Origin of the sequence: Burkholderia crassaminum (assembly GCF_964265005.1) — a bacterium.
Lineage (GTDB): Bacteria > Pseudomonadota > Gammaproteobacteria > Burkholderiales > Burkholderiaceae > Burkholderia.
Map to the genome: position 1 here is coordinate 2,052,329 of NZ_OZ183799.1, position 18,768 is coordinate 2,071,096.

At 67.3% G+C, this 18,768-nt stretch carries 18 protein-coding genes; 7 read left to right on the forward strand and 11 right to left on the reverse strand.

From position 1 onward, the window contains the following. Positions 1-12: 12 nt before the first annotated feature. The 3 genes from ACPTTF_RS09445 to ACPTTF_RS09455 all read left to right on the forward strand — a co-directional run bounded on the left by ACPTTF_RS09445 (position 13) and on the right by ACPTTF_RS09455 (position 4,269). Complete coding sequence (locus tag ACPTTF_RS09445; RefSeq protein ID WP_423371017.1) at positions 13-1,683, forward strand: TIGR01244 family sulfur transferase; 1,671 nt, start codon at positions 13-15, stop codon at positions 1,681-1,683. A gap of 18 nt (positions 1,684-1,701) precedes the next feature. Further along, positions 1,702-2,508 (forward strand): sulfite exporter TauE/SafE family protein, encoded by an 807-nt coding sequence (locus ACPTTF_RS09450; RefSeq protein WP_423371018.1) that lies wholly within the window; start codon positions 1,702-1,704, stop codon positions 2,506-2,508. Positions 2,509-2,667: 159 nt separating this feature from the next. Beyond that, positions 2,668-4,269, forward strand: coding sequence for a DUF3472 domain-containing protein (locus tag ACPTTF_RS09455; protein ID WP_423371019.1), 1,602 nt, complete (start codon positions 2,668-2,670; stop codon positions 4,267-4,269). A gap of 139 nt (positions 4,270-4,408) precedes the next feature. Here the strand turns inward: ACPTTF_RS09455 and ACPTTF_RS09460 are convergent, their stop codons facing one another. The 5 genes from ACPTTF_RS09460 to ACPTTF_RS09480 form a co-directional block, all read right to left on the reverse strand. Further along, entirely contained in the window at positions 4,409-4,810 is a 402-nt protein-coding gene (locus ACPTTF_RS09460; protein ID WP_423371020.1) for a hypothetical protein, read from the reverse strand. 147 nt (positions 4,811-4,957) lie between these two features. Further along, positions 4,958-5,779 carry an ABC transporter permease subunit gene (locus tag ACPTTF_RS09465; protein WP_166964606.1) on the reverse strand — a complete coding sequence of 274 codons (822 nt, stop codon included), beginning with the start codon at positions 5,777-5,779 and terminating at the stop codon, positions 4,958-4,960. Beyond that, positions 5,776-6,702, reverse strand: coding sequence for an ABC transporter permease subunit (locus tag ACPTTF_RS09470; RefSeq protein ID WP_011352199.1), 927 nt, complete (start codon positions 6,700-6,702; stop codon positions 5,776-5,778). The genes ACPTTF_RS09465 and ACPTTF_RS09470 overlap by 4 nt, the downstream gene beginning before the upstream one ends. Next, on the reverse strand, positions 6,699-7,859 hold the full coding sequence (locus tag ACPTTF_RS09475) for an ABC transporter ATP-binding protein (RefSeq protein ID WP_166964608.1): 1,161 nt from the start codon (positions 7,857-7,859) through the stop codon (positions 6,699-6,701). The genes ACPTTF_RS09470 and ACPTTF_RS09475 overlap by 4 nt, the downstream gene beginning before the upstream one ends. 85 nt (positions 7,860-7,944) lie before the next feature. Beyond that, positions 7,945-9,039, reverse strand: a complete 1,095-nt coding sequence (locus ACPTTF_RS09480; RefSeq protein WP_166964610.1) for a polyamine ABC transporter substrate-binding protein — start codon at positions 9,037-9,039, stop codon at positions 7,945-7,947. A 511-nt stretch (positions 9,040-9,550) separates the two neighbouring features. Here ACPTTF_RS09480 and ACPTTF_RS09485 point away from each other — a divergent pair. After that, entirely contained in the window at positions 9,551-9,754 is a 204-nt protein-coding gene (locus tag ACPTTF_RS09485; protein ID WP_166964612.1) for a DUF1289 domain-containing protein, read from the forward strand. 87 nt (positions 9,755-9,841) lie between these two features. Here ACPTTF_RS09485 and ACPTTF_RS09490 read toward each other — a convergent pair whose 3' ends face one another. From ACPTTF_RS09490 to ACPTTF_RS09500, 3 genes are all read right to left on the reverse strand, one after another. After that, positions 9,842-10,483 carry an OmpW/AlkL family protein gene (locus tag ACPTTF_RS09490; RefSeq protein ID WP_166964614.1) on the reverse strand — a complete coding sequence of 214 codons (642 nt, stop codon included), beginning with the start codon at positions 10,481-10,483 and terminating at the stop codon, positions 9,842-9,844. Positions 10,484-10,548: 65 nt separating this feature from the next. After that, entirely contained in the window at positions 10,549-11,739 is a 1,191-nt protein-coding gene (locus ACPTTF_RS09495; RefSeq protein ID WP_423371021.1) for an NAD(P)H-dependent flavin oxidoreductase, read from the reverse strand. 123 nt (positions 11,740-11,862) lie between these two features. Beyond that, positions 11,863-13,299, reverse strand: a complete 1,437-nt coding sequence (locus tag ACPTTF_RS09500) for an aldehyde dehydrogenase family protein (RefSeq protein WP_423371022.1) — start codon at positions 13,297-13,299, stop codon at positions 11,863-11,865. 124 nt (positions 13,300-13,423) lie between these two features. Between ACPTTF_RS09500 and ACPTTF_RS09505 the strand changes: the two genes are divergently transcribed. Beyond that, complete coding sequence (locus tag ACPTTF_RS09505; protein WP_423371023.1) at positions 13,424-14,185, forward strand: hypothetical protein; 762 nt, start codon at positions 13,424-13,426, stop codon at positions 14,183-14,185. Between the two features lie 319 nt (positions 14,186-14,504). Then, positions 14,505-14,870: a hypothetical protein gene (locus ACPTTF_RS09510; protein ID WP_166964620.1), complete on the forward strand. Its 366-nt coding sequence runs from the start codon at positions 14,505-14,507 to the stop codon at positions 14,868-14,870. Between the two features lie 145 nt (positions 14,871-15,015). Here ACPTTF_RS09510 and ACPTTF_RS09515 read toward each other — a convergent pair whose 3' ends face one another. After that, a complete protein-coding gene (locus ACPTTF_RS09515; RefSeq protein WP_166964621.1) occupies positions 15,016-15,495 on the reverse strand; it encodes a DUF2501 domain-containing protein in 480 nt (159 codons plus the stop codon). 286 nt (positions 15,496-15,781) lie between these two features. Here ACPTTF_RS09515 and ACPTTF_RS09520 point away from each other — a divergent pair, with 286 nt between their 5' ends. Then, a complete protein-coding gene (locus ACPTTF_RS09520) occupies positions 15,782-16,330 on the forward strand; it encodes a hypothetical protein (RefSeq protein WP_423371024.1) in 549 nt (182 codons plus the stop codon). Between the two features lie 32 nt (positions 16,331-16,362). Here the strand turns inward: ACPTTF_RS09520 and ACPTTF_RS09525 are convergent, their stop codons facing one another. Both ACPTTF_RS09525 and ACPTTF_RS09530 read right to left on the reverse strand, forming a co-directional pair. Further along, positions 16,363-17,601 carry an MFS transporter gene (locus tag ACPTTF_RS09525; RefSeq protein WP_423371025.1) on the reverse strand — a complete coding sequence of 413 codons (1,239 nt, stop codon included), beginning with the start codon at positions 17,599-17,601 and terminating at the stop codon, positions 16,363-16,365. Between the two features lie 36 nt (positions 17,602-17,637). Further along, entirely contained in the window at positions 17,638-18,741 is a 1,104-nt protein-coding gene (locus ACPTTF_RS09530; protein WP_423371026.1) for a 3-deoxy-7-phosphoheptulonate synthase, read from the reverse strand. Between the last annotated feature and the right edge of the window lie 27 nt (positions 18,742-18,768).

Consider the following 18,768-nt stretch of genomic DNA (forward strand, 5'->3'; position numbering starts at 1 on the left):
GAGACCCCCGACATGACCTCCATCCGCAAGCTGACCGACGCGCTGTCGGTCTCGCCGCAGATCGCGGCGGCCGACCTGCCCGCGCTTCACGCGGCCGGCATCCGCGCGATCATCTGCAACCGCCCCGACGGCGAAGGCCCCGACCAGCCGACCGTCACCGAAATCCGCGCGGCCGCCGCGCCGCTCGGCATCGACGTGCATTACCTGCCGGTCGATACCGGCAAGGTGACCGACGACCAGGCCGCGCAGTTCGGTGCGCTCGTCGCGTCGCTCGACGGCGCGGTGCTCGCGTACTGCCGCAGCGGCACGCGTTCGGCCACGCTGTGGGCGTTGTCGCAAGCCGGCCTGCGCCCGCTGAACGACATCGTCGCGACGGCCGCCGCGGCCGGCTACGACCTGCGCGCGCTCGCCTCGCGGGTCGTGCAAGGCGGCAAGCAAGCAGCACCGGCTGTCGACGCACGGCACGACATCGTGATCGTCGGCGCGGGCGCGGCCGGCATCGCGGTCGCGTCGAGCCTGCTCGCGCGCGACGCGTCGCTCGACATCGCGGTAATCGATCCGGCCGACGTCCACTACTACCAGCCGGGCTGGACGATGGTCGGCGCGGGCGTGTTCCGGCCCGAGACCACCGCGCGCCGGATGACCGACGTGCTGCCGCGCGGCGTGCACCGGATCCAGGCCGCCGTCGCGGGCTTCGAGCCCGACGCGCACACGGTCGTGCTCGACGGCTGCCGCCGCATCGGTTATCGCAAGCTCGTCGTGTGCCCGGGGCTCAAGCTCGACTGGCACGCGATCGAGGGCCTCGCCGACACGCTCGGCCGCAACGGCGTCACGTCCAACTACCGTTACGACCTCGCGCCGTACACGTGGGAGCTCGTGCGCGCGTTCCGCGGCGGCAACGCACTCTTCACGCAGCCGCCGATGCCGATCAAGTGCGCAGGTGCACCGCAGAAAGCGATGTACCTGTCGTGCGACCACTGGCGGCGCGCGGGGCGCCTCGAGGCCGCGAACGTCGAGTTCCTGAATGCGGGCGGCGCGCTGTTCGGCGTCGCCGACTACGTCCCTGCGCTGATGGAGTACGTGAAAAGCTACGACATCGCGTTGTCGTTCGGTCACAACCTCGTCTCGATCGACGGGCCCGCGCGCCGCGCGACCTTCGCACGCGCGCTGCCCGACGGCGGCAAGGAAACCGTCGTGCGTGCGTTCGACATGATCCACGTCGTGCCGCCGCAGAAGGCGCCCGATTTCGTGCGTTCGAGCCCGCTCGCCGATGCGGCCGGCTGGATCGACGTCGATCCGGCGACGCTGCGGCACCGGCAGTTTCCGGACATCTATGCGCTCGGCGACGCCACCAACACGACCAATGCGAAAACTGCCGCGGCCGCCCGCAAGCAGGCGCCCGTTGTCGCGCACAACCTGCTCGCGTCGCTCGGCCGCGCACACGGCGACGCCGCGTACGACGGCTACGGCTCGTGCCCGCTCACCGTCGAGCGCGGCAAGATCGTGCTCGCCGAATTCCTGTACGGCGGCAAGGTCGCGCCGACCTTCCCCGCGTGGCTGCTCGACGGCAAGCGCCCGTCGCGGCTCGCGTGGCTGCTCAAGGAACGCGTGCTGCCGCCGCTCTACTGGAAGGCGATGCTCAAGGGCCGCGAATGGCTCGCGAAACCCGCCGTCGCACGTTGACCGGAGCGCAATGACGTCATGCTGATTTCTCTCGTACTGGGCGGCTTCGTCGGCGCCGTGCTCGGCCTGACCGGCGCCGGCGGCGGCATCCTCGCGGTGCCCGCGCTCGTCGTCGGGATGAGCTGGCCGATGCAGCAGGCCACGCCCGTCGCGCTCGTCGCGGTGGCCGGCAGCGCCGCACTCGGCGCGCTCGAAGGTTTCCGCCGCGGGCTCGTGCGCTATCGCGCGGCACTGCTGATGGCCGTGGCCGGCGTGCCGCTGACCACGCTCGGCGTGCGGCTCGCGCATCTCCTGCCCCAGCGCCTGCTGCTCGCTCTGTTCGCGCTGACGATGCTGGTCGTCGCCGGCCGCCTGTTGCGGCAGGCGTTGCGGCACGCGCCGGTCGACGCCGACGCGTCGCCGCTGTGCGTCGGCCGCGTGAATCCCGATACGGGCCGGCTCGTGTGGTCCTGGCCGGTCGGCGTCGCGCTGGCGTCGACCGGCGCGATGACGGGCCTGATGACGGGGCTGCTCGGCGTCGGCGGCGGCTTCGTGATCGTGCCGATGCTGCGCAAGTTCACGAACGTGTCGATGCATGGCGTCGTCGCGACGTCGCTGATGGTGATCGCGCTCGTCGGCACCGGCGGCGTGTTCGCGACGCTCGTGTCGGGCACGCGTGCACCGCTCGACGTCACGCTGTGGTTCACCGTCGCGACCGCGCTGGGCATGGCCGCCGGTCGCGGCGCGTCGCGCCACCTCGCCGCGCGGCATGTGCAGGCCGGGTTCGCAGCCGTGCTCGTGTGCGTCGCGCTCGGCCTGCTGGCCAAGGCGGCGTTCGGCGCGTGAGCCGGCACACGACCGGGCGCGGGCAACGAGCCGGCGCCCGGATCACGACGCGGCCGCCGTTCCGAAATCTTCATGATCCGCCGGGAGTCCCGTGCTAGATTCGTGTCGCGTCGCCGTCGCGACGGGTATCGAATCTAACAACTAGTAAGGATTCCTGTTATGGCCATCAGCACACGAGGATGCGCGGCGATTGCCACGCTGCTGTTCGCACCGCTCACCACGTTCGCCACCCCTGCCTACACCGCCGCGCTGACGCTCGCCACGCTGTCGCCGTCGGTCGGCGGAACCGACAAGGCCACGCTCAAGCTCGCCAACACCGGAACCGCGCCCGCGGCCGCCGGGCTCTTCGTCGGGATGCCCGCCGGCTTCAGCGCGAACGGCCTCACCAGTACCTGCGGCGGCACGCTCGCCGACGACGGTGCGTCGCGCGTCGCCCTGTCGGGCATGACGGTGCCGGCCGGCGGCGCCTGCACGCTCGGCTTCACGCTCGACGTACCGCCCGTCGCGTCGCTGCCGCCGGCGGGTGCGCGCGGCTTCACGATCGCGGCCGACACGGCCGCTGGGCTCGCAACGCTATCCGCCGCCACGGCACCGACGCTGTCCGGCTTCCTCGGTTCGACGCCAGGCCTTTACAGCGACACATGGTTTCCGTCGACGGTGCGCAGCGTCGGCACGCTCGACCTGTTCATCACGCCAAAGACGGATCCCGGCCCGAACTCGAATGTGTTCTGGTCGAACCAGATCAATTCGTTGAACGGCTACACCGGCCTGCAGTCGACCGAACTGGTATCGGCAAGCGAAGGCGTCGGCAAGCAATTCCTGTTCAGCCTGTGGGGCGCCACCGCCGCAAAACCCGGCACCCCGGCGAGCGCCGGCATCGGCGCGGGCAGCTATTGCACGGTCAGCGGCTCGGCGACGGACGGCAGCGCGGGCGCGCAATGCCGCTATCGCTACGACTGGCTGGCCGGGCACACGTACCGGTTCCGCATCACGCCGGATACGAGCCAGGGCCCCGGCTGGTTCAAGAGCAACGTCACCGACGTGACACCCGGCTCGACCGGCGACAGCTTCGACATCGGCAGCATCTACGTCGGCAACAAGCAGACGCAGGTGCCCGTCAGCTCGATCAGCCAGTGGGTCGAATATTTCGACTGGAACTCGAGCCGGACGAGCTGTGCGTCGGTCGCATATACGAACGCGCAGTTCAGCATCCGCGCTTACGATTCGATCGGCAATGCGGTGACGGTCCCGGCACCGTCGGTCACGGTCAACAAGTCGTGTCCCGCCAGCGATGCGAACGCCTCGGAGGAAAACGGCGTCGCCACGTTGATCGGCGGCCCGCGGCAGTCGGCGGCCGGCCTCGTGAAGGCGAGCGGCACGTGCCTGACGGCGACCAGCGGCCTGAGCGACGGCAGTCCCACCGCACTCGCAACATGCCCGACCCGCGCGTCGGTCCGTACGTCCGGCGGCACGCACTTCAATCCGCAACTGTGGGTCGTCGCGGGCGACGGCACGCTGCAGACCAAGTACAGCTACTGCCTCACCGCGCAGGCCAACGGCACGCTGCTGCGTACCTGCGTGGCAGGCGCGACGGATCAGCAATGGCTCGTGAAAGCCGGCACGGGGCCGGGTTCGGCACAGCTCGTGTCGCAGCCGACGGGCCGCTGCCTGGTGCCTGCCGCCGGCGGCGCGTTGAGCCTTCAGCCGTGCACGGCGGCCACGGCAGTCTGGACGACGCCCGGCAAGAGTTTCGCGTACTGACCGGCGCCGATCGACGCGCAGCACCGCCAAGCAAAACGCCCGGCCCGACTCTTCGTCGGCACCGGGCGTTTTTCATTGCGGGCACCACCGGCCAACAGAGCGACGGCCCGTCATCGTCGAAACAGACGCTGTGTGGCCGTCATTCGAGCCATTTGCGCAGCCTGCCGGCAATTCTGGATCGCTCGAGATACCCCTGCGCCGAAACCGCGCACATCGTTCCGATTGCCGCGTACAGCATGGCCATTTCTCCGTTCCTTGCGATGTTCGACCATGCTGCCTTCGTCAGCACCGCAAGAACGCTCGCTCCGGCAACGCCGCCCACGATGACCAGCATCGGCAACACCGCCTTCCGAGGAAGCAGCGTGCTTACCCAATAGACCGGATACGAAAGCAGCATTGTCACGGGAAATGCAACCGCGAAAGCCGCAACGGCAAAAACGATCGAAACACCGCCGAAATCCTTGACGGACAAAAAACCGATGAGCAAGCCTGCCACGATCGCGGCAGTCAGGCTCGCGCCAAGCCATTCTGAAATCTTCAAGTCCTTTCTCCCGTGGCGCCCGCCGAAATACAGCGCCTCTTCCCCGCCTTGGCCTGGTACCACCGCAGCCCGTCTCGCCAAACAAAACGCCCGGCCCGACTCGTCGTCGGCACCAGGCGTTTTTCATTGCTGCGAGCAACGCAACCGTCAGGTCGCGAACCCCGCCATCCGCTTGCGTTCCTGGCGCAGCATCACGAAGTTCGCGATCACGACGCCGGCCGTCACCGCGACGATGAACAGCGTCGCGAGCGCATTCATCTCCGGGTTCAGCCCGAGGCGCACACGCGAGAACACCACGAGCGGCAACGTCGTCGAGCCGGGGCCCGACAGGAACGCCGACAGCACGAGGTCGTCGATCGACAGCGTGAACGACAGCAGCCAGCCCGCGATCAGTGCCTGCGAGATCAGCGGCAGCGTGATCGTGAAGAACACCTTCAGCGGCGTCGCGCCGAGATCGAGCGCGGCTTCCTCCAGCGACGGGTTCAGCTCGCGCACGCGCGACTGCACGATGATCGCGACGTACGAGATGCACAGCATCACGTGGCCAAGCCAGATCGTGAACACGCCACGCTCGGCCGGCCAGCCGATCCACTTCGCCAGTTCGATGAACAGCAGCAGCAGCGAGATCCCCTGGATCACCTCGGGAATCACGAGCGGCGCGTTGATCATCCCGCTGAACAGCGCGAAACCGCGAAAGCGCCCCATCCGCGCGAGCACGAAACCGGCCCACGTGCCGATGAACACCGACGCGAACGCGGTCAGCACGCCGATCTTCAGCGACAGCCACGCGGCCGTCAGCAGCTCGTCGTCCTCGACGAGCGCCGAGTACCAGCGGAACGAGAACCCCGACCACACGGTGACGAGCTTCGACTCGTTGAACGAGTAGACGATCAGGCTGATGATCGGGATGTACAGGAACGCGAAGCCGGCAAACAGCGCCGCGAACTGCAGGTAACGGTTCGGCTTCATCGACGGCCTCCCTGCTCCTTCGCCTGGAAGTGCTGGAACATCGCCATCGGCACGAGCAGCAGCAGCACCATCGCGCAGGTCACGGCCGATGCCATCGGCCAGTCTGCGTTGTTGAAGAACTCATTCCACATCACGCGGCCGATCATCAGCGTGTTCGCGCCACCGAGCAGCTCGGGAATCACGTACTCGCCCACCGCCGGGATGAACACGAGCAGGCAGCCCGCGATGATCCCGTTCTTCGACAGCGGCAGCGTGATCTGCACGAACGCCTTCCACGGCTTCGCACCGAGGTCGTAAGCGGCTTCGAGCAGACGCAGGTCCATCTTCACCAGGTGCGCGTACAGCGGCATCACGAGGAACGGCAGGTACGAATACACCATCCCGATGTACACCGCGTAGTTGGTGCGATACAGCTCGATCGGCGTATGCGTCAGGCCGATCCACATCAGGAAATTGTTCAGCAGCCCGTTGTTCTTCAGGATGCCGATCCACGCGTACACGCGAATCAGGAACGACGTCCAGAACGGCAGCATCACGCCCATCATCAGCAGGTTGCGGGTCGCCGGGTTCGAGCGCGCGATGTAGTACGCCATCGGATAGCCGATCAGCAGGCACAGCAGCGTCGTGATCGCGGCGACCCATACCGAGTTCACGTAGGTGGCGAAATACAGGCTGTCCGTGAACAGGAACGCGTAGTGCGACAGGTTCAGCGCGACGTGCACGACGCCGTCGGTATACGACGCAAGCTCCGTGTACGGCGGGATGCCGAGCTGCAGCTCCGCGAAACTGATCTTGACGACCAGCACGAACGGCACGAGGAAGAACAGCACGAGCCACGTGAACGGGCCGGCGACGACCGCCGTGGCGCCCGTCAGGTTGAAGCGCCGCACCGGCCACTCGAGCAGGGACTTGAACGTGGTCATGACGTCAGCACCACACCCGCGGTCGCGCTCCAGCGCACGTAGATCTCGTCGCCGAGCGCCGGCGTTTCAAGCTCCGAAATCGCGAGGCTCGACACGTTCGCGATCACCGTCTTGCCGCCGTCGAGCTTCACGTGATACAGCGAGTAGCCGCCCATGTACGCGACGTTGCTGATCCGGCCACGCGCCCAGTTGAACGCGCCTTCTGGCGGCTTGCGCGTGAGCGCGATCCGCTCGGGGCGCACCGACACCGTGACCGGCATCCCGAGCGGGCCCGAGATCCCGTGGCTCACGTACAGCCGGCTCGGCAGTTCCGGCGATTCGATGTACACGTGGTCGGGTTCGTCCTCGACGGTCAAGCCTTCGAACAGGTTCGTCGAGCCGATGAATTCGGCCGAGAAGCGGCTGTTCGGATATTCGTACACTTCGTTCGGCGAGCCGATCTGCACGATCTGCCCTTCGCTCATCACCGCGAGGCGATTGGCCATCGTCATCGCCTCTTCCTGGTCGTGCGTGACCATGATGCAGGTGACGCCGACCTTGTTCAGGATGTTGACGAGCTCGATCTGCGTGCGCTGGCGGATCTGCTTGTCGAGCGCGGACATCGGCTCGTCGAGCAGCAGGAGCTTCGGCCGCTTGACCAGCGAGCGCGCAAGCGCGACGCGTTGCTGCTGGCCGCCCGACAGCTGGTGCGGCTTGCGCTTCGCATACTTGCTCATCTGCACGAGTTCGAGCGCCGTGGCCACGCGTTCCTTCAGCTCGGCCTTCGGCGTGCCTTCCTGCTTGAGGCCGAACGCGACGTTCGACTCGACCGACATGTGCGGGAACAGCGCATACGACTGGAACATCATGTTCACGGGCCGCTTGTACGGCGGCATCTGCGCGAGGTCCTCGCCGTCGATCAGGATCTTGCCCGACGTGACCGTCTCGAGGCCCGCGAGCATCCGCAGCAAGGTCGACTTGCCGCAGCCCGAGCTGCCGAGCAGCGCGAACAGCTCGCCCTGGCGCACGGTCAGGTTGACGCTGCGCACGGCTTCGGTGTCGCCGAATTTCTTGACGACGTCGACGATCTGGACAAAGTTCTCGGCGCGCGCATCGGCGCCGGAGGAGGAAACGGAGGACGGCGCGCCCACGACCGGCGCACCCGACTGGCTATTCATGATGTGCTGCTTCTCTCCTGCGTTGAACGAACAAAGCCCCCGGGGGCACCAGGGGCTTCATGACTGCTGGGAATGCCGGCTCGCGTCAGCGGCCCGACTTCAGCTCGGTCCACAGACGCGTCTGCAGACGCTGGATTTCAGGCGGCAGCGGCTTGAGCAGGAACAGCGTCTTCACGACGTCGGCCGGCGGATAGACGGCCGGATCGTTCGCGACGTCGGGCCGCACGTACTTGCGGGCCTCGGCGTTGGCGCTCGGGTAATACACCGCGTTCGTGATCGCCGCGTGCACCTTCGGATCCTCGATGTAGTTGATCCACTGCAGCGCGGCATCCTTGTTCTTCGCGTCCTTCGGGATCGCCATCACGTCGAACCACACCGGCGCGCCGCCCTTCGGAATGTAGTACTCGACCTTGTACGGCTTCTTCGCTTCCATCGCACGATGCTTCGCGATCACGACGTCGCCCGACCAGCCGAACGCGAAGCAGATGTCGCCGCCGACCAGGTCGTTGATGTAGCCCGACGAGTTGAATTGCGTGATGTACGGGCGGATCTTCTTCAGCACTTCCATCGCGGCCTTGTAGTCGGCCGGGTTCGTGCTCATCGGATCCTTTCCGATGTAGTGCAGCGCCGCCGCGAACATCTGGTCGGGCGCGTCGAGCACCGACACGCCGCAGGTCTTCAGCTTCGAGATATTTTCCGGCTTGAACAGGATGTCCCAGTTGTCGAGCGGCACCTTGCCGAGCGCCTGCTGCGCCTTCGTCAGGTTGTAGGCGAGACCGGTCGTGCCGTATGCCCAGGGCACCGCGAACTTGTTGCCCGGGTCCGCGCCGGCGACGAGCGCCATCAGTTGCGGATCGAGGTACTTGAGGTTCGGCAGCTTCGACTTGTCGAGCGGCGCGAAGATGCCGGCGGCGATCTGCTTGCCCGCGTAGTTGCTGGTCGGCACGACGATGTCGTAGCCCGAGCTGCCCGTCAGCAGCTTCGCCTGCAGCGTGTCGTCGCTGTCGTAGTTGTCGTAGCGGACCTTGACGCCCGACTGCTTCTCGAAGTTCGGGATCGTGTCCTTCGCAATGTAGTCCGACCAGTTATAGACATTGAGCTGCGTATCCTTCGCCGCTGCCGCCGATGCACCCACGCACAGCGCGAGCGCTGCGAACCGGCCCACTACCTTTGCTTTCATCCCGTTCTCCCTCCGACCGGACACGTCGCCCGGCTGCCGTCTGCCTCGTCATGGCGGCGCATTCTGGCACGCCGCCCCTCGAAAACCCCGAAAACTACCATCATTCGCGCCCCGTCACAAAAAAATCATGCCGGTGTCGCGCAAACGGAACAAATTCCCGCCGCCCGCCTGTCTGGCGGCCTGTCCGGCAGGATATTCCGGAGGAAATTCTATCGGGTAATCGGCGGCTGTCCACCGGAAAAACAAGCGGTCGCGAAACGACGTTCGTGCGGCGGGCGGGTCGCCTGCCGGGCAGCCGTGCAGGCTGCGGTATCACCGGCGAACCCGCGACACGTCTCGCGCACCTGCTGCGGTCGCCGGCGCCGGCCCGCCGTTGGCCGCAGCGCCATCGATCGCGCGGCCGTACTGTCACGACGGCACGCCGGTACAGCATGCCGGCAGCTCCGTCGGACCGTCCGGCGCCGATGCATTAAAATGACGGCCTGACGATTCAACTGCGCGAACCCCTCCGATGGCCTCCAATCTCCACGACCTGCCCGACAGCCCCTGCATCGGCGTGTGCTCGACCCTCTTCGACGAAATCTGCAAGGGCTGCGGCCGCACGGCGGCCGAAGTGTCGAACTGGGTGTTCCTGAGCGACGACGAAAAGCGCGCGGTATGGGAGCGCATCCAGCGCGAAGGCACCGCGATGCGCTTCCAGTACGACAAGCTGTAAATCCGCCGCGCATAAAAAAAAGCGGCATGCCGACCGACATGCCGCCAACCCCAACTCTGTTCTGTTTCTGTTCTTTTCCCGCCGCGTCTAGAACTTCATCCCGACGCCCACGCCGACGATCAGCGGATCGATGTGCAGCGTGCCGATGCCCTTGTCGCCGAGCGTCGCATCGGTGCTCATCCAGATCTTCTTCACGTCGACGTTCATGAAGACCTTCTTCGTCACCTGCACGTCCACGCCGAACTGCAGCGCGGGGCCGAAGCTGCTCTTGTTGATCGACACGCCCTCCCCGCCGACGTTGAGCCCGTTGTTGTAGAAGTACGTGTAGTTCACGCCGGCACCGACGTACGGACGCACCTTGCCGGCATGGTTGAAGTGATACTGCAGCAGCAGCGTCGGCGGCAGCACGCCCACGCCGCCGAGATTGCCGAGGCTCGACGTCAGCTGATGCCGCGACGTGCCGAGAATCAGTTCGACGCCGAGGTAGTCGCGGATCATGTACGTGAAGTCGAGCTCGGGCACGATCGCGTTGTTCACGCCGACGTTGAGCGCGCCCAGCGTGTCGCTCGCGCGTTCGTTCGGCTGGATGCTGATCGCGCGCAGCCGGACCAGGACGTCGCCCTGGTTGATACCGTCGCCCGGCGAGGCCGCGTGCGACAGCGAAGGCAGCGCGACGAAACTGGCCGCAACGGCGGCAGCGGTGACACAAGTTCGAATCGTTTTATGCATGGTACGGACCCCCGAAGAATGGTTTCCATTCTCCCTGTAGGGTCTTTTCATCGTCTTGATATCCGTCAAGCCAGCGTAAACGTGGGACGGTTTGCCGCAGGCTCGGTCGCACAGCCCGTCAGCAGCAGGTCGAGCAGATCGCGCACGCTGCGGATCGCACGGCCGAACGGCAGCGCTTCACGGCCGCGGAAGAACAGCCCGTTCGCGACGTCGCCGCGCAGCGCCGCCGCCAGCCGTGTGTCGATGCAGAAATGGCCGAACTTCTCGATGCCGTCGCGCAAGCCGCATACGCTCAGGCATTCGAGCGCGGTCGGGCAGCGCTGCTTCAGCGCGCCGAGCTTGTTGCGGATGCGCGTCTCGTTGCGCAGGTAACGATCGAGCCACGGCGTTTTCACCGCGCGTGCGGGCAGCCCCGTCACGCTGACGAATTCGACGATGTCGTCGGGTGTCGCGTCGGCCAGCACCCGTTTGAAGTGCGGATGCGCATCGCCCTCTTCCGTCACCGCGAACGGCGTGCCGACCTGCACGCCGTTCGCGCCGGCCTCGAGCGCCGCGCGCACCGTGTCGTGACTGTTGATCCCGCCCGCAACGATCAGCGGGATCGTTTCGCGCGAGAGGCCGAGCGACGCCATCACCTGTGCGGTCTCGTCCAGCACGCGTGCGAAATCGAAGCGACGGTCGTGCATGTCGTCGATCTGCGTGACGCCGAGATGGCCGCCCGCATGCGCCGGGTGCTCGATCACGATCGCGTCGGGCAGGCGCCCCTTCTTCATCCACTTCTTCAGCACGAGCGCGATCCCGCGGCTGTCCGACAGGATCGGGATCAGCGCGATATCGTGTCCTTGCGTGAGATCGGGCAGGTCGAGCGGCAGGCCCGCGCCCATCACGATCGCATCCGCGCCCTCGTCGCACGCCACCCGCACGTAGTCCGCATGCGCGCTCACCGCCTTCATCACGTTGACCGCGATCATCCCGCGCCCTTCGCTGTAGGTCTTCGCGAGGCGGATCTCGCGCGCGAGCGCCTCGAGGTTCGCGGCCTCGAGCGTCGCGCGATCGGGTTGCGCGCGGCAACGCGCGAGCAGGTCCGCATGATGGTGACGCAGGTCGATGCTCGCGATCGTGCCGACCGCGCCTTCGCGCGCGACGCTGCCCGCCAGCCGGTGCGCGGAGATGCCGACACCCATGCCGCCCTGCACGACAGGCAGCAAGGTGCGGCCGCGGAGAGTCAGCGGCGGAAAGGAAGTGCGTACGGTCATCTGATACCTCGTCGGAACATCGGAACCGCGATGATCGACGATCCACCGCCGCGCACCTTGACGACCGTCAATAAAAAAACGGCACGCGAGCGTGCCGTTTCCGGTTCGGGTCGTGCGAAGCGCTCAGGCCGGCTTCGCCGGCTTCAGTTGCATCGACTTGTACTCGAGATATTCTTCGAGCCCGTACACGCCGTTCTCACGGCCGTGCCCCGACTGCTTGTAGCCGCCGAACGGCGCGGCGCCGTTCCACGTGCCGCCGTTGATGTCGACCTGCCCCGTGCGGATACGGCGCGCGACGCCCATCGCGCGTTCGTCGCTGCCGGCCCATACCGCGCCGCCGAGCCCGTACGGTGAATCGTTCGCGATCCGCACGGCCTCGTCTTCATCGCGATACGTGATGATCGACAGCACCGGCCCGAAGATTTCCTCCTGCGCGATCGTCGATTTCGGATCGACGCGGCCGAACACGGTCGGCTTCACGAAGAAACCCTTCGCGAGCCCTTCCGGCAGGCCCGTGCCGCCCGTCACGAGTTCCGCGCCTTCGTCGATCCCGCGCTGGATGTAGTCCTGCACACGCTGCTGCTGCACGGCGGATGCAAGCGCGCCAAGGCGCGTCGCATCCTGCCGCGGATCGCCGGCAACGTAGGTTTCGGCCGCCGCCTTCGCAATCTCGCGCGCTTCGTCGTAGCGCGCTTCCGGCACCAGCATGCGCGTATGCGCCGAGCAGGTCTGCCCCGCGTTCAGGTAGCACGCGTTGACCGTGCCCTTCACCGCCGTCGAGAAATCGGCATCGTCGAGGATCACCGATGCCGACTTGCCGCCCAGCTCGAGCGCGACGCGCTTGACGCCCGCGGCCGCCAGCTCGGCCACGCGCTTGCCGGCACGCGTCGAGCCCGTAAACGACACCATGTCGACGTCCGGATCGGTCGCCAGCACCTCGCCGACCACCGGGCCGTAGCCGCACACGAGGTTGAACACGCCGGCCGGCAGCCCGGCTTCGTGAATCGCTTCGGCAAGGATGAACGCGTTGAGCGGCGCGACTTCGGACGGCTTCAGGACCACTGTGCAGCCGGCCGCGAGCGCCGGTGCGACCTTCAGCGTCACCTGGTTGAGCGGATAGTTCCACGGCGTGATCGCCGCGACGACGCCGACCGGCTCGCGCACGACGAGCGAGTTGCCGACCTGTGCCTCGAACTCGAACGACTCGGCGAGCTTCGCGTACGCGTTCCAGTTGTAGATCGGGCCACCGACCTGGATCGCGCGCGACAGCTTGATCGGCATCCCGACTTCGCCGGTGATCGACTGCGCGAGCTCCTCGCTGCGCGCCTGCAGATGCTCGACGATCTTGCGCAGGTAGCCCGCGCGCGTCGCGGCCGGCGTGGCCGCCCACGCGTCGAAGGCTGCGCGCGCCGCGCGGATCGCGTCCTGCGCGTCGGACGCGACGCCTTCCGGAATCCGGCCGATCACGGCTTCGGTGCCCGAGTCGATCACGTCGATCGTGCCGGTGCCGGCCGGTTTGCGCCATGCGCCGTCGATATAGAACTGGTCGTAGGTTTTCATCGTTTTCCGCCTCCAGGAAAGCCGACATTCTAGCGAGCGTTTCGGTCGGCCGGTGTGACGATTGACAGCCTTTGGAAAGGTCTTTAGCCTCGGCGCCTCATTCATCATAAGAAAGGAGAATGCCTTGAGCATCCTGACCAAAATCGAGGGCGGCTATCTTCAGGTACTGCGCGTGATCGTGCTGTTGTTCGCGACCGCAGTCCTGATCGGCGGGGTCATATTCGGCGCGATCGCACTCGATGCGCGCCTGTCGAAACCGCCGAAGGTCGATTCGGCCATCCAGGTCGATCCTGCATCATTCGCGTGGGAGAAAAATGCACCCGCCAAGGCCGCGCCGGCCGCCGACGGCACGGCAGCCAAGGACGACAACGCGTCGCCCGCGCTGCGCCTGTCGACGCAACTGTCGGGCATCGTGCAGAAGCACGGCCGGGCGGCCCTGTCGCCGGACTACGCGGTCGATCGCGACGCATACGAGCCGTCGTTCCAGCGCGTGCTCGGCGACGACGACCATCCGGAGGTCGCGTACTACGAGCAGCAGATCGCGTATCTCGACAAGGTGCTGTCGCGCGCGGACGTCGCGGCCAGCGTCAAGAAGAAGGTCACCGGGCACGGCGACGAATATGAGCGCGAGCAGGCGTACACCGACGTCGTGTCGGCGGTCATGCGCGACTTCTCCGAGCGCTACGACGCACGCCGGACCGCGATCGACAACGAGAAGAAGGCCGCGGAAGAAACCGCTGCCGAGAACGGCCAGACCGCGCGCTACGCCGGCGTCGCCGCGCTCGTCGCACTGTATTCGTTCGTGTCGCTCGCGGTGCTGATCATCCTGATCCGCGTCGAGCGCAGCATCCGCTCGATCGCGCGCGCCACGCACACGACGATCTGATCCCGTTCATCCGCTAGCCCGCGCGCCGGGCTGCGGCGGGCCCGGCAACGGGCCCGCTGCGCGGCGCAAGCGGCCGCTTTCCGGTCGCTTTCCGGCCGCGTCTTCCCGCGTTGTTCCTCACGCTCCCGCACTTTCCGTTCCCGCCGCTCCCTCACTCCGCGGTCGGCCATCCGCGCCGGCATGGCATCCGTTTCGCCACCGCCATGTCAGCATCCGCCCGGGTGCGCGGCCGGGCCCGCATCGTGCTATGTTTTTATTATCGGCACCGGCCTATTGCAACCGGCGCCGCCCGGAATCGACGTATTTCGTGAGCGCTGCCATGTCCGACGCACCCCATACCCTCGGCTCGCAAGACCGCCTGGAGCTGCTTTGCTGGCTCACCTGCGGCAATCTCGGCGCGTTTTACCTCAATGAATCGTGGCCGGACGCCACATTCCAGGTCCAGGCCGCGCATCGCTGGCTCGACCGCCATCACCGTCAGGCCGACTGGCTCGTGCTCGCCAAGCTCGCGGCGCTCGCGCAGGACATCGCCAAGCGGCACGCCGGGTTCGTCGATGCATCGTGGGCGCGCGACGCGGTCGAGGAAATCGTCGATACCGACGATCTCGACTATCGGGCGAAACTCGTGCAATGGGTCTACGAAGACTGCTGCAAGGCGCTCGCCGACAAGCGGCTGGCCGATTGAGCCGTCCATGGCGCCGCGTGCGCGCGGCCACGGCATCCGATGGCTTTGCCGCCGCTCCGGACGTAACAGTCTGAATGGCTGACGGGGTACGGTGCACGCGCACCGCCCCCTCCGATGCCGGCACGCGCGAGGCGTGCCGTTGCGCCTACAGCAGCGACTTCGCCTGCGTCAGCACCTTGTCGCAGATCTGCTTGGTCACCTGTTGCTTCAGGCCGCCGCCGCTCAGGTCGAGCTTGCTGCCGTTGCCGGCGTCGAGGATCCCGCTCGCGCCGCTGCTATAGCCGCTGTCGGACGACGCGTTGCCGCCGAGCTTGCCCATCAGCGCGTCCTTCACCGACGACGCACCGCCGGACGCCCCGCCGAGATAGTTGTTCTGGATGCAGAACTGCAGCAGGCCCGCAACGTTGCCGGTGCTGCCCGGCATCAGCGACGAACCGCCGCCACCCGTCAATGCGCCGCCGATGCCGCCGAGGTTGCCGAGCGCACCGCCCGCGCTGCTGCCTGAATCGCCACCGCCGCCGACCTGCTTCAGGACATCGCCAAGCTGCGCATGCGCCACCGAAAACGGCGCGAGCAATCCGATCAGCGCGCCGGCAACGGTCGCGCGGTATAGACGTGCATTCATGTGAAGCCTCCCGGTTGTGACTGCGTGAGTACCGCGAATCGAATCCAAGGATACTCAATCAACCCGTACATGACAGCCTTCGCATGCGGCCTGAAACGTCAGGCATCGTGATATCGCCACAATTTGACAAAGCTTGACGGCGAGCCGTGTGCGGAAACGCCGGTTTTGCACCCGCGCGCGATCGCCCGCCCGGGTCGCCCGCGCGCGAGAAGCGTCATAGAATCGTCGTCGCCGGCCGTTCGGACCCTCCGGCCCGATCTCAATCCCGAACATGAAGGATGCTCGCGTGACGCTTGCCCATCGATTTCTGCTGATCGCCGGCGCATCGGCCGCGCTGTGTTGCGGCACCGGCACCGCCGGCGCGGCCACGGCCGCGGCGGCCGCTGCATGCCCGTCGCCGTCGTTCGACCGCTACCCGGCACCCGCCGCAAGCGCGCCGCGCAAGCCGGCCGCGGCACCCCGCCTGACCAGCAAGGAAGCGCGCCTCTACCGCACCGTCATTCGCGACGAATTCACGCAACCGGCCAATTTTGCCGGCCACTATCGTGTCGCGACCTGGGGTTGCGGAACGGATTGCCGGAATTTCGCGATCGTCGACAAGTACACGGGCGCGACGTACACGATGCCCGGCGTACAGGCCATCGCAGGCGTGATGGGCAACGACGAGGAACGCGTCGATTTCCGGCCGGGCAGTACGCTGCTGATCGTCGCGGGCTGCTTCAACGACGATTGCGACGACAGCAACGCGAAGGCGGCCCGGTACTTCTATGAGTGGACCGGTACGCGCTTGCGGCCGGTCGGCACATGCCCGCTGCCGATCGAGCCGCGCGAGTAGGCGGCGGATTCGCACGGCGCGCGCGATAACGATTACCCCGCCGGCGCGCTGCGCCTCGCACCGCACGCCGCGACGAATACCCCCGCGAGCACCGCGCCGATCGACGCGAACGGCATCGCCGGATGCAGTTCGTACAGCATCGTGCCGGCCAGCGGCGCGACCACCATGCTGAGCCCCTGCGCCATCGACATCGCCCCCGCGCACGCGGCCTGCTCGTGCGCTTCGACACGCGTGCTTGCCAGCGCCGCAACCGCCGGAAACGCAGCACCCATCCCGCACGCCGCGACGAAGTAGCTCGCGCACAGCAGCAATGGGTGGGCGGCCGGCGCCGCCAGCGCCGATACGAACCCTGCGCCCCCCGCCAGCGCACCCCAGCGCAACCATTGAAGCGGCGCGACCGAGCGCCATCGGCCCACCAGCGACTGTGTCGCGATCAGCCCGACACCCGCACTGCCGAGCGCGTAGCCGACCACCATCGACGCGTCGCTCGTCCGCACGCGCAGGCTGTCGATCACGTAGAAACCCAGCACGCTGTTCGCGATCATCACGGCGCTGTACAGCGCGAACGCGCTGCACCACGGCAAGCGCAAGCGTCGATCGGTCGGTTTCAGCCGGGGCGGCGCCTGCCGCATTGCATGCGCGCTGTCGTCGCGCAGCCGGCGCAATCCCGTCAGCCCGGCGAGCGGCAGCAGCGCGAAAACGGCCAGTGCGAACGTCATGTCGAACCCGGCCAGCCAGCCCGCGAGCGGCGGCGCGAGCACCATCCCGATCGCACCCGCCGCGCCGAATCGCGCGATCGCGGCCGCGCGCCCCGTGGCCGGCGTCCGGTCGGCGATCCACGCCATGGCCGCAACGGGCAGCCCGGCATAACATCCCCCCATCGCCGCGCGCGTGACGAGCAGCGCGACAAAACCGGCCCACACCGGCGGCACCGCGCTGCCGCCGGCGCGCAACGCCCAGCCGACATAGGCGGCCAGCAGCAGCGAACTCGCGACGAAGCCGCCAATTGCCGCACGCATCGACGGCAACCGGCCGCGGGTGTCCGCCGCGCGCCCCCAGCGCGGCGCGGCGATCATCCAGACAAGCCCGACGATGCCGATGATTGCGCCGATGTGCAGCGGCGCGAGATGCATTCGCCTCGCCATCGGACCGGCAATCGTCACGAATGCATAGGTGCCGGCCACCATCGCGAAGTTCGCGAGCAGCAGCGGCAGGAAGGACACGCCGGCATCGGCCGGCGTGGGCAGGGAGTCAGCTGAAGTCGTCGACATAAGGTGTTCCGATGAAAGAAAGTAAAACGTCGCGCATCAGTGAAGATCGGCACCATTGCCAGTCAGCCGGCGACGGGCGCGCACCAGCGCGTCCACGGTCGCCTCCCAGCCGATGCACGGATCGGTAATCGAGCAGCCGTAGCGCAACGTATCGCCCAGCGGCTGCGCGCCGTCCTCGATGAAGCTTTCGAGCATCACCCAGCGGATCGCTTCATTGCCCGCGCCGATCTGCCCGACGACATCGTCCAGCACCGCCAGTTGCCGCATGGCCTGCTTGCCGCAGTTCGCATGCGAGCAGTCGATCAGCAGGTTCGGCGTCAGGCGCTGGGCGCGCAGCGTCTCGACCGCGGCGGCCACCGACGCGGCATCGTAGTTCGGCCCGTGACGGCCGCCGCGCAGCACGAGGTGCGCGTGCGGATTGCCGGCGCTGTGCAGCAACGCCGGGTGGCCGGCGCCGTCGATGCCGATGAACGTGTGCGGCCGCATGCTGGCCAGCATCGCGTGCGCTGCGATGTCGACCTGGCCGTCCGTGCCGTTCTTGAAACCGACCGGCAACGCGAGGCCCGACGCCATCTCGCGATGAATCTGCGACTCGGTCGTGCGGGCCCCGATCGCGGCCCAGCTCACCAGATCGGACAGGTAGTGCGGCGTCGCCACGTCCAGCACTTCCGTCGCGACCGGCAGCCCCAATGCGTTGATGTCGACGAGCAGCCGGCGCGCGGTGTGCAGCCCCTCCGCGACACGATGACTGCCGTCGAGCCCCGGATCGTTGATCAGCCCTTTCCAGCCGACCGTCGTTCGCGGCTTCTCGAAATAGACGCGCATCACGACGCACAGCGCGTCGCGCACCGCGTATGCCAGACCGGCGAGGCGACGCGCGTAGTCGAGCGCGGCCGCCGGATCGTGGATCGAGCACGGACCGACGACGACAATCCGGCGCGCATCGCGCCGTTCGAGAATCGCGCGCACCTGTGCACGTCCCGCATCGACGGTCGCCTGTGCGGCATACGACGCCGGCACCGCGTGGCGCAGCGCATCGGGTACGGGCAGCCGCACGCCGACACGCAGCCGCTCGTCGGGGTGCGGCAACGCGAATGCACCTGCCGTGCCGTGTTCGGCACAGGCCGGGATATGTTTCATGGTGATGCTCCGGAAACGGAAGACGGG

What these genes read in the sequence shown, in the direction of transcription:
- ACPTTF_RS09490 (WP_166964614.1), bottom strand. Translation starts at nt 10,483, where the DNA reads ATGCATAAAACGATTCGAACTTGTGTCACCGCTGCCGCCGTTGCGGCC.
- ACPTTF_RS09515 (WP_166964621.1), bottom strand. Translation starts at nt 15,495, where the DNA reads ATGAATGCACGTCTATACCGCGCGACCGTTGCCGGCGCGCTGATCGGA.
- ACPTTF_RS09500 (WP_423371022.1), bottom strand. Translation starts at nt 13,299, where the DNA reads ATGAAAACCTACGACCAGTTCTATATCGACGGCGCATGGCGCAAACCG.
- ACPTTF_RS09445 (WP_423371017.1), top strand. Translation starts at nt 13, where the DNA reads ATGACCTCCATCCGCAAGCTGACCGACGCGCTGTCGGTCTCGCCGCAG.
- ACPTTF_RS09525 (WP_423371025.1), bottom strand. Translation starts at nt 17,601, where the DNA reads ATGTCGACGACTTCAGCTGACTCCCTGCCCACGCCGGCCGATGCCGGC.
- ACPTTF_RS09475 (WP_166964608.1), bottom strand. Translation starts at nt 7,859, where the DNA reads ATGAATAGCCAGTCGGGTGCGCCGGTCGTGGGCGCGCCGTCCTCCGTT.
- ACPTTF_RS09470 (WP_011352199.1), bottom strand. Translation starts at nt 6,702, where the DNA reads ATGACCACGTTCAAGTCCCTGCTCGAGTGGCCGGTGCGGCGCTTCAAC.
- ACPTTF_RS09450 (WP_423371018.1), top strand. Translation starts at nt 1,702, where the DNA reads ATGCTGATTTCTCTCGTACTGGGCGGCTTCGTCGGCGCCGTGCTCGGC.
- ACPTTF_RS09530 (WP_423371026.1), bottom strand. Translation starts at nt 18,741, where the DNA reads ATGAAACATATCCCGGCCTGTGCCGAACACGGCACGGCAGGTGCATTC.
- ACPTTF_RS09480 (WP_166964610.1), bottom strand. Translation starts at nt 9,039, where the DNA reads ATGAAAGCAAAGGTAGTGGGCCGGTTCGCAGCGCTCGCGCTGTGCGTG.
- ACPTTF_RS09465 (WP_166964606.1), bottom strand. Translation starts at nt 5,779, where the DNA reads ATGAAGCCGAACCGTTACCTGCAGTTCGCGGCGCTGTTTGCCGGCTTC.
- ACPTTF_RS09485 (WP_166964612.1), top strand. Translation starts at nt 9,551, where the DNA reads ATGGCCTCCAATCTCCACGACCTGCCCGACAGCCCCTGCATCGGCGTG.
- ACPTTF_RS09510 (WP_166964620.1), top strand. Translation starts at nt 14,505, where the DNA reads ATGTCCGACGCACCCCATACCCTCGGCTCGCAAGACCGCCTGGAGCTG.
- ACPTTF_RS09455 (WP_423371019.1), top strand. Translation starts at nt 2,668, where the DNA reads ATGGCCATCAGCACACGAGGATGCGCGGCGATTGCCACGCTGCTGTTC.
- ACPTTF_RS09495 (WP_423371021.1), bottom strand. Translation starts at nt 11,739, where the DNA reads ATGACCGTACGCACTTCCTTTCCGCCGCTGACTCTCCGCGGCCGCACC.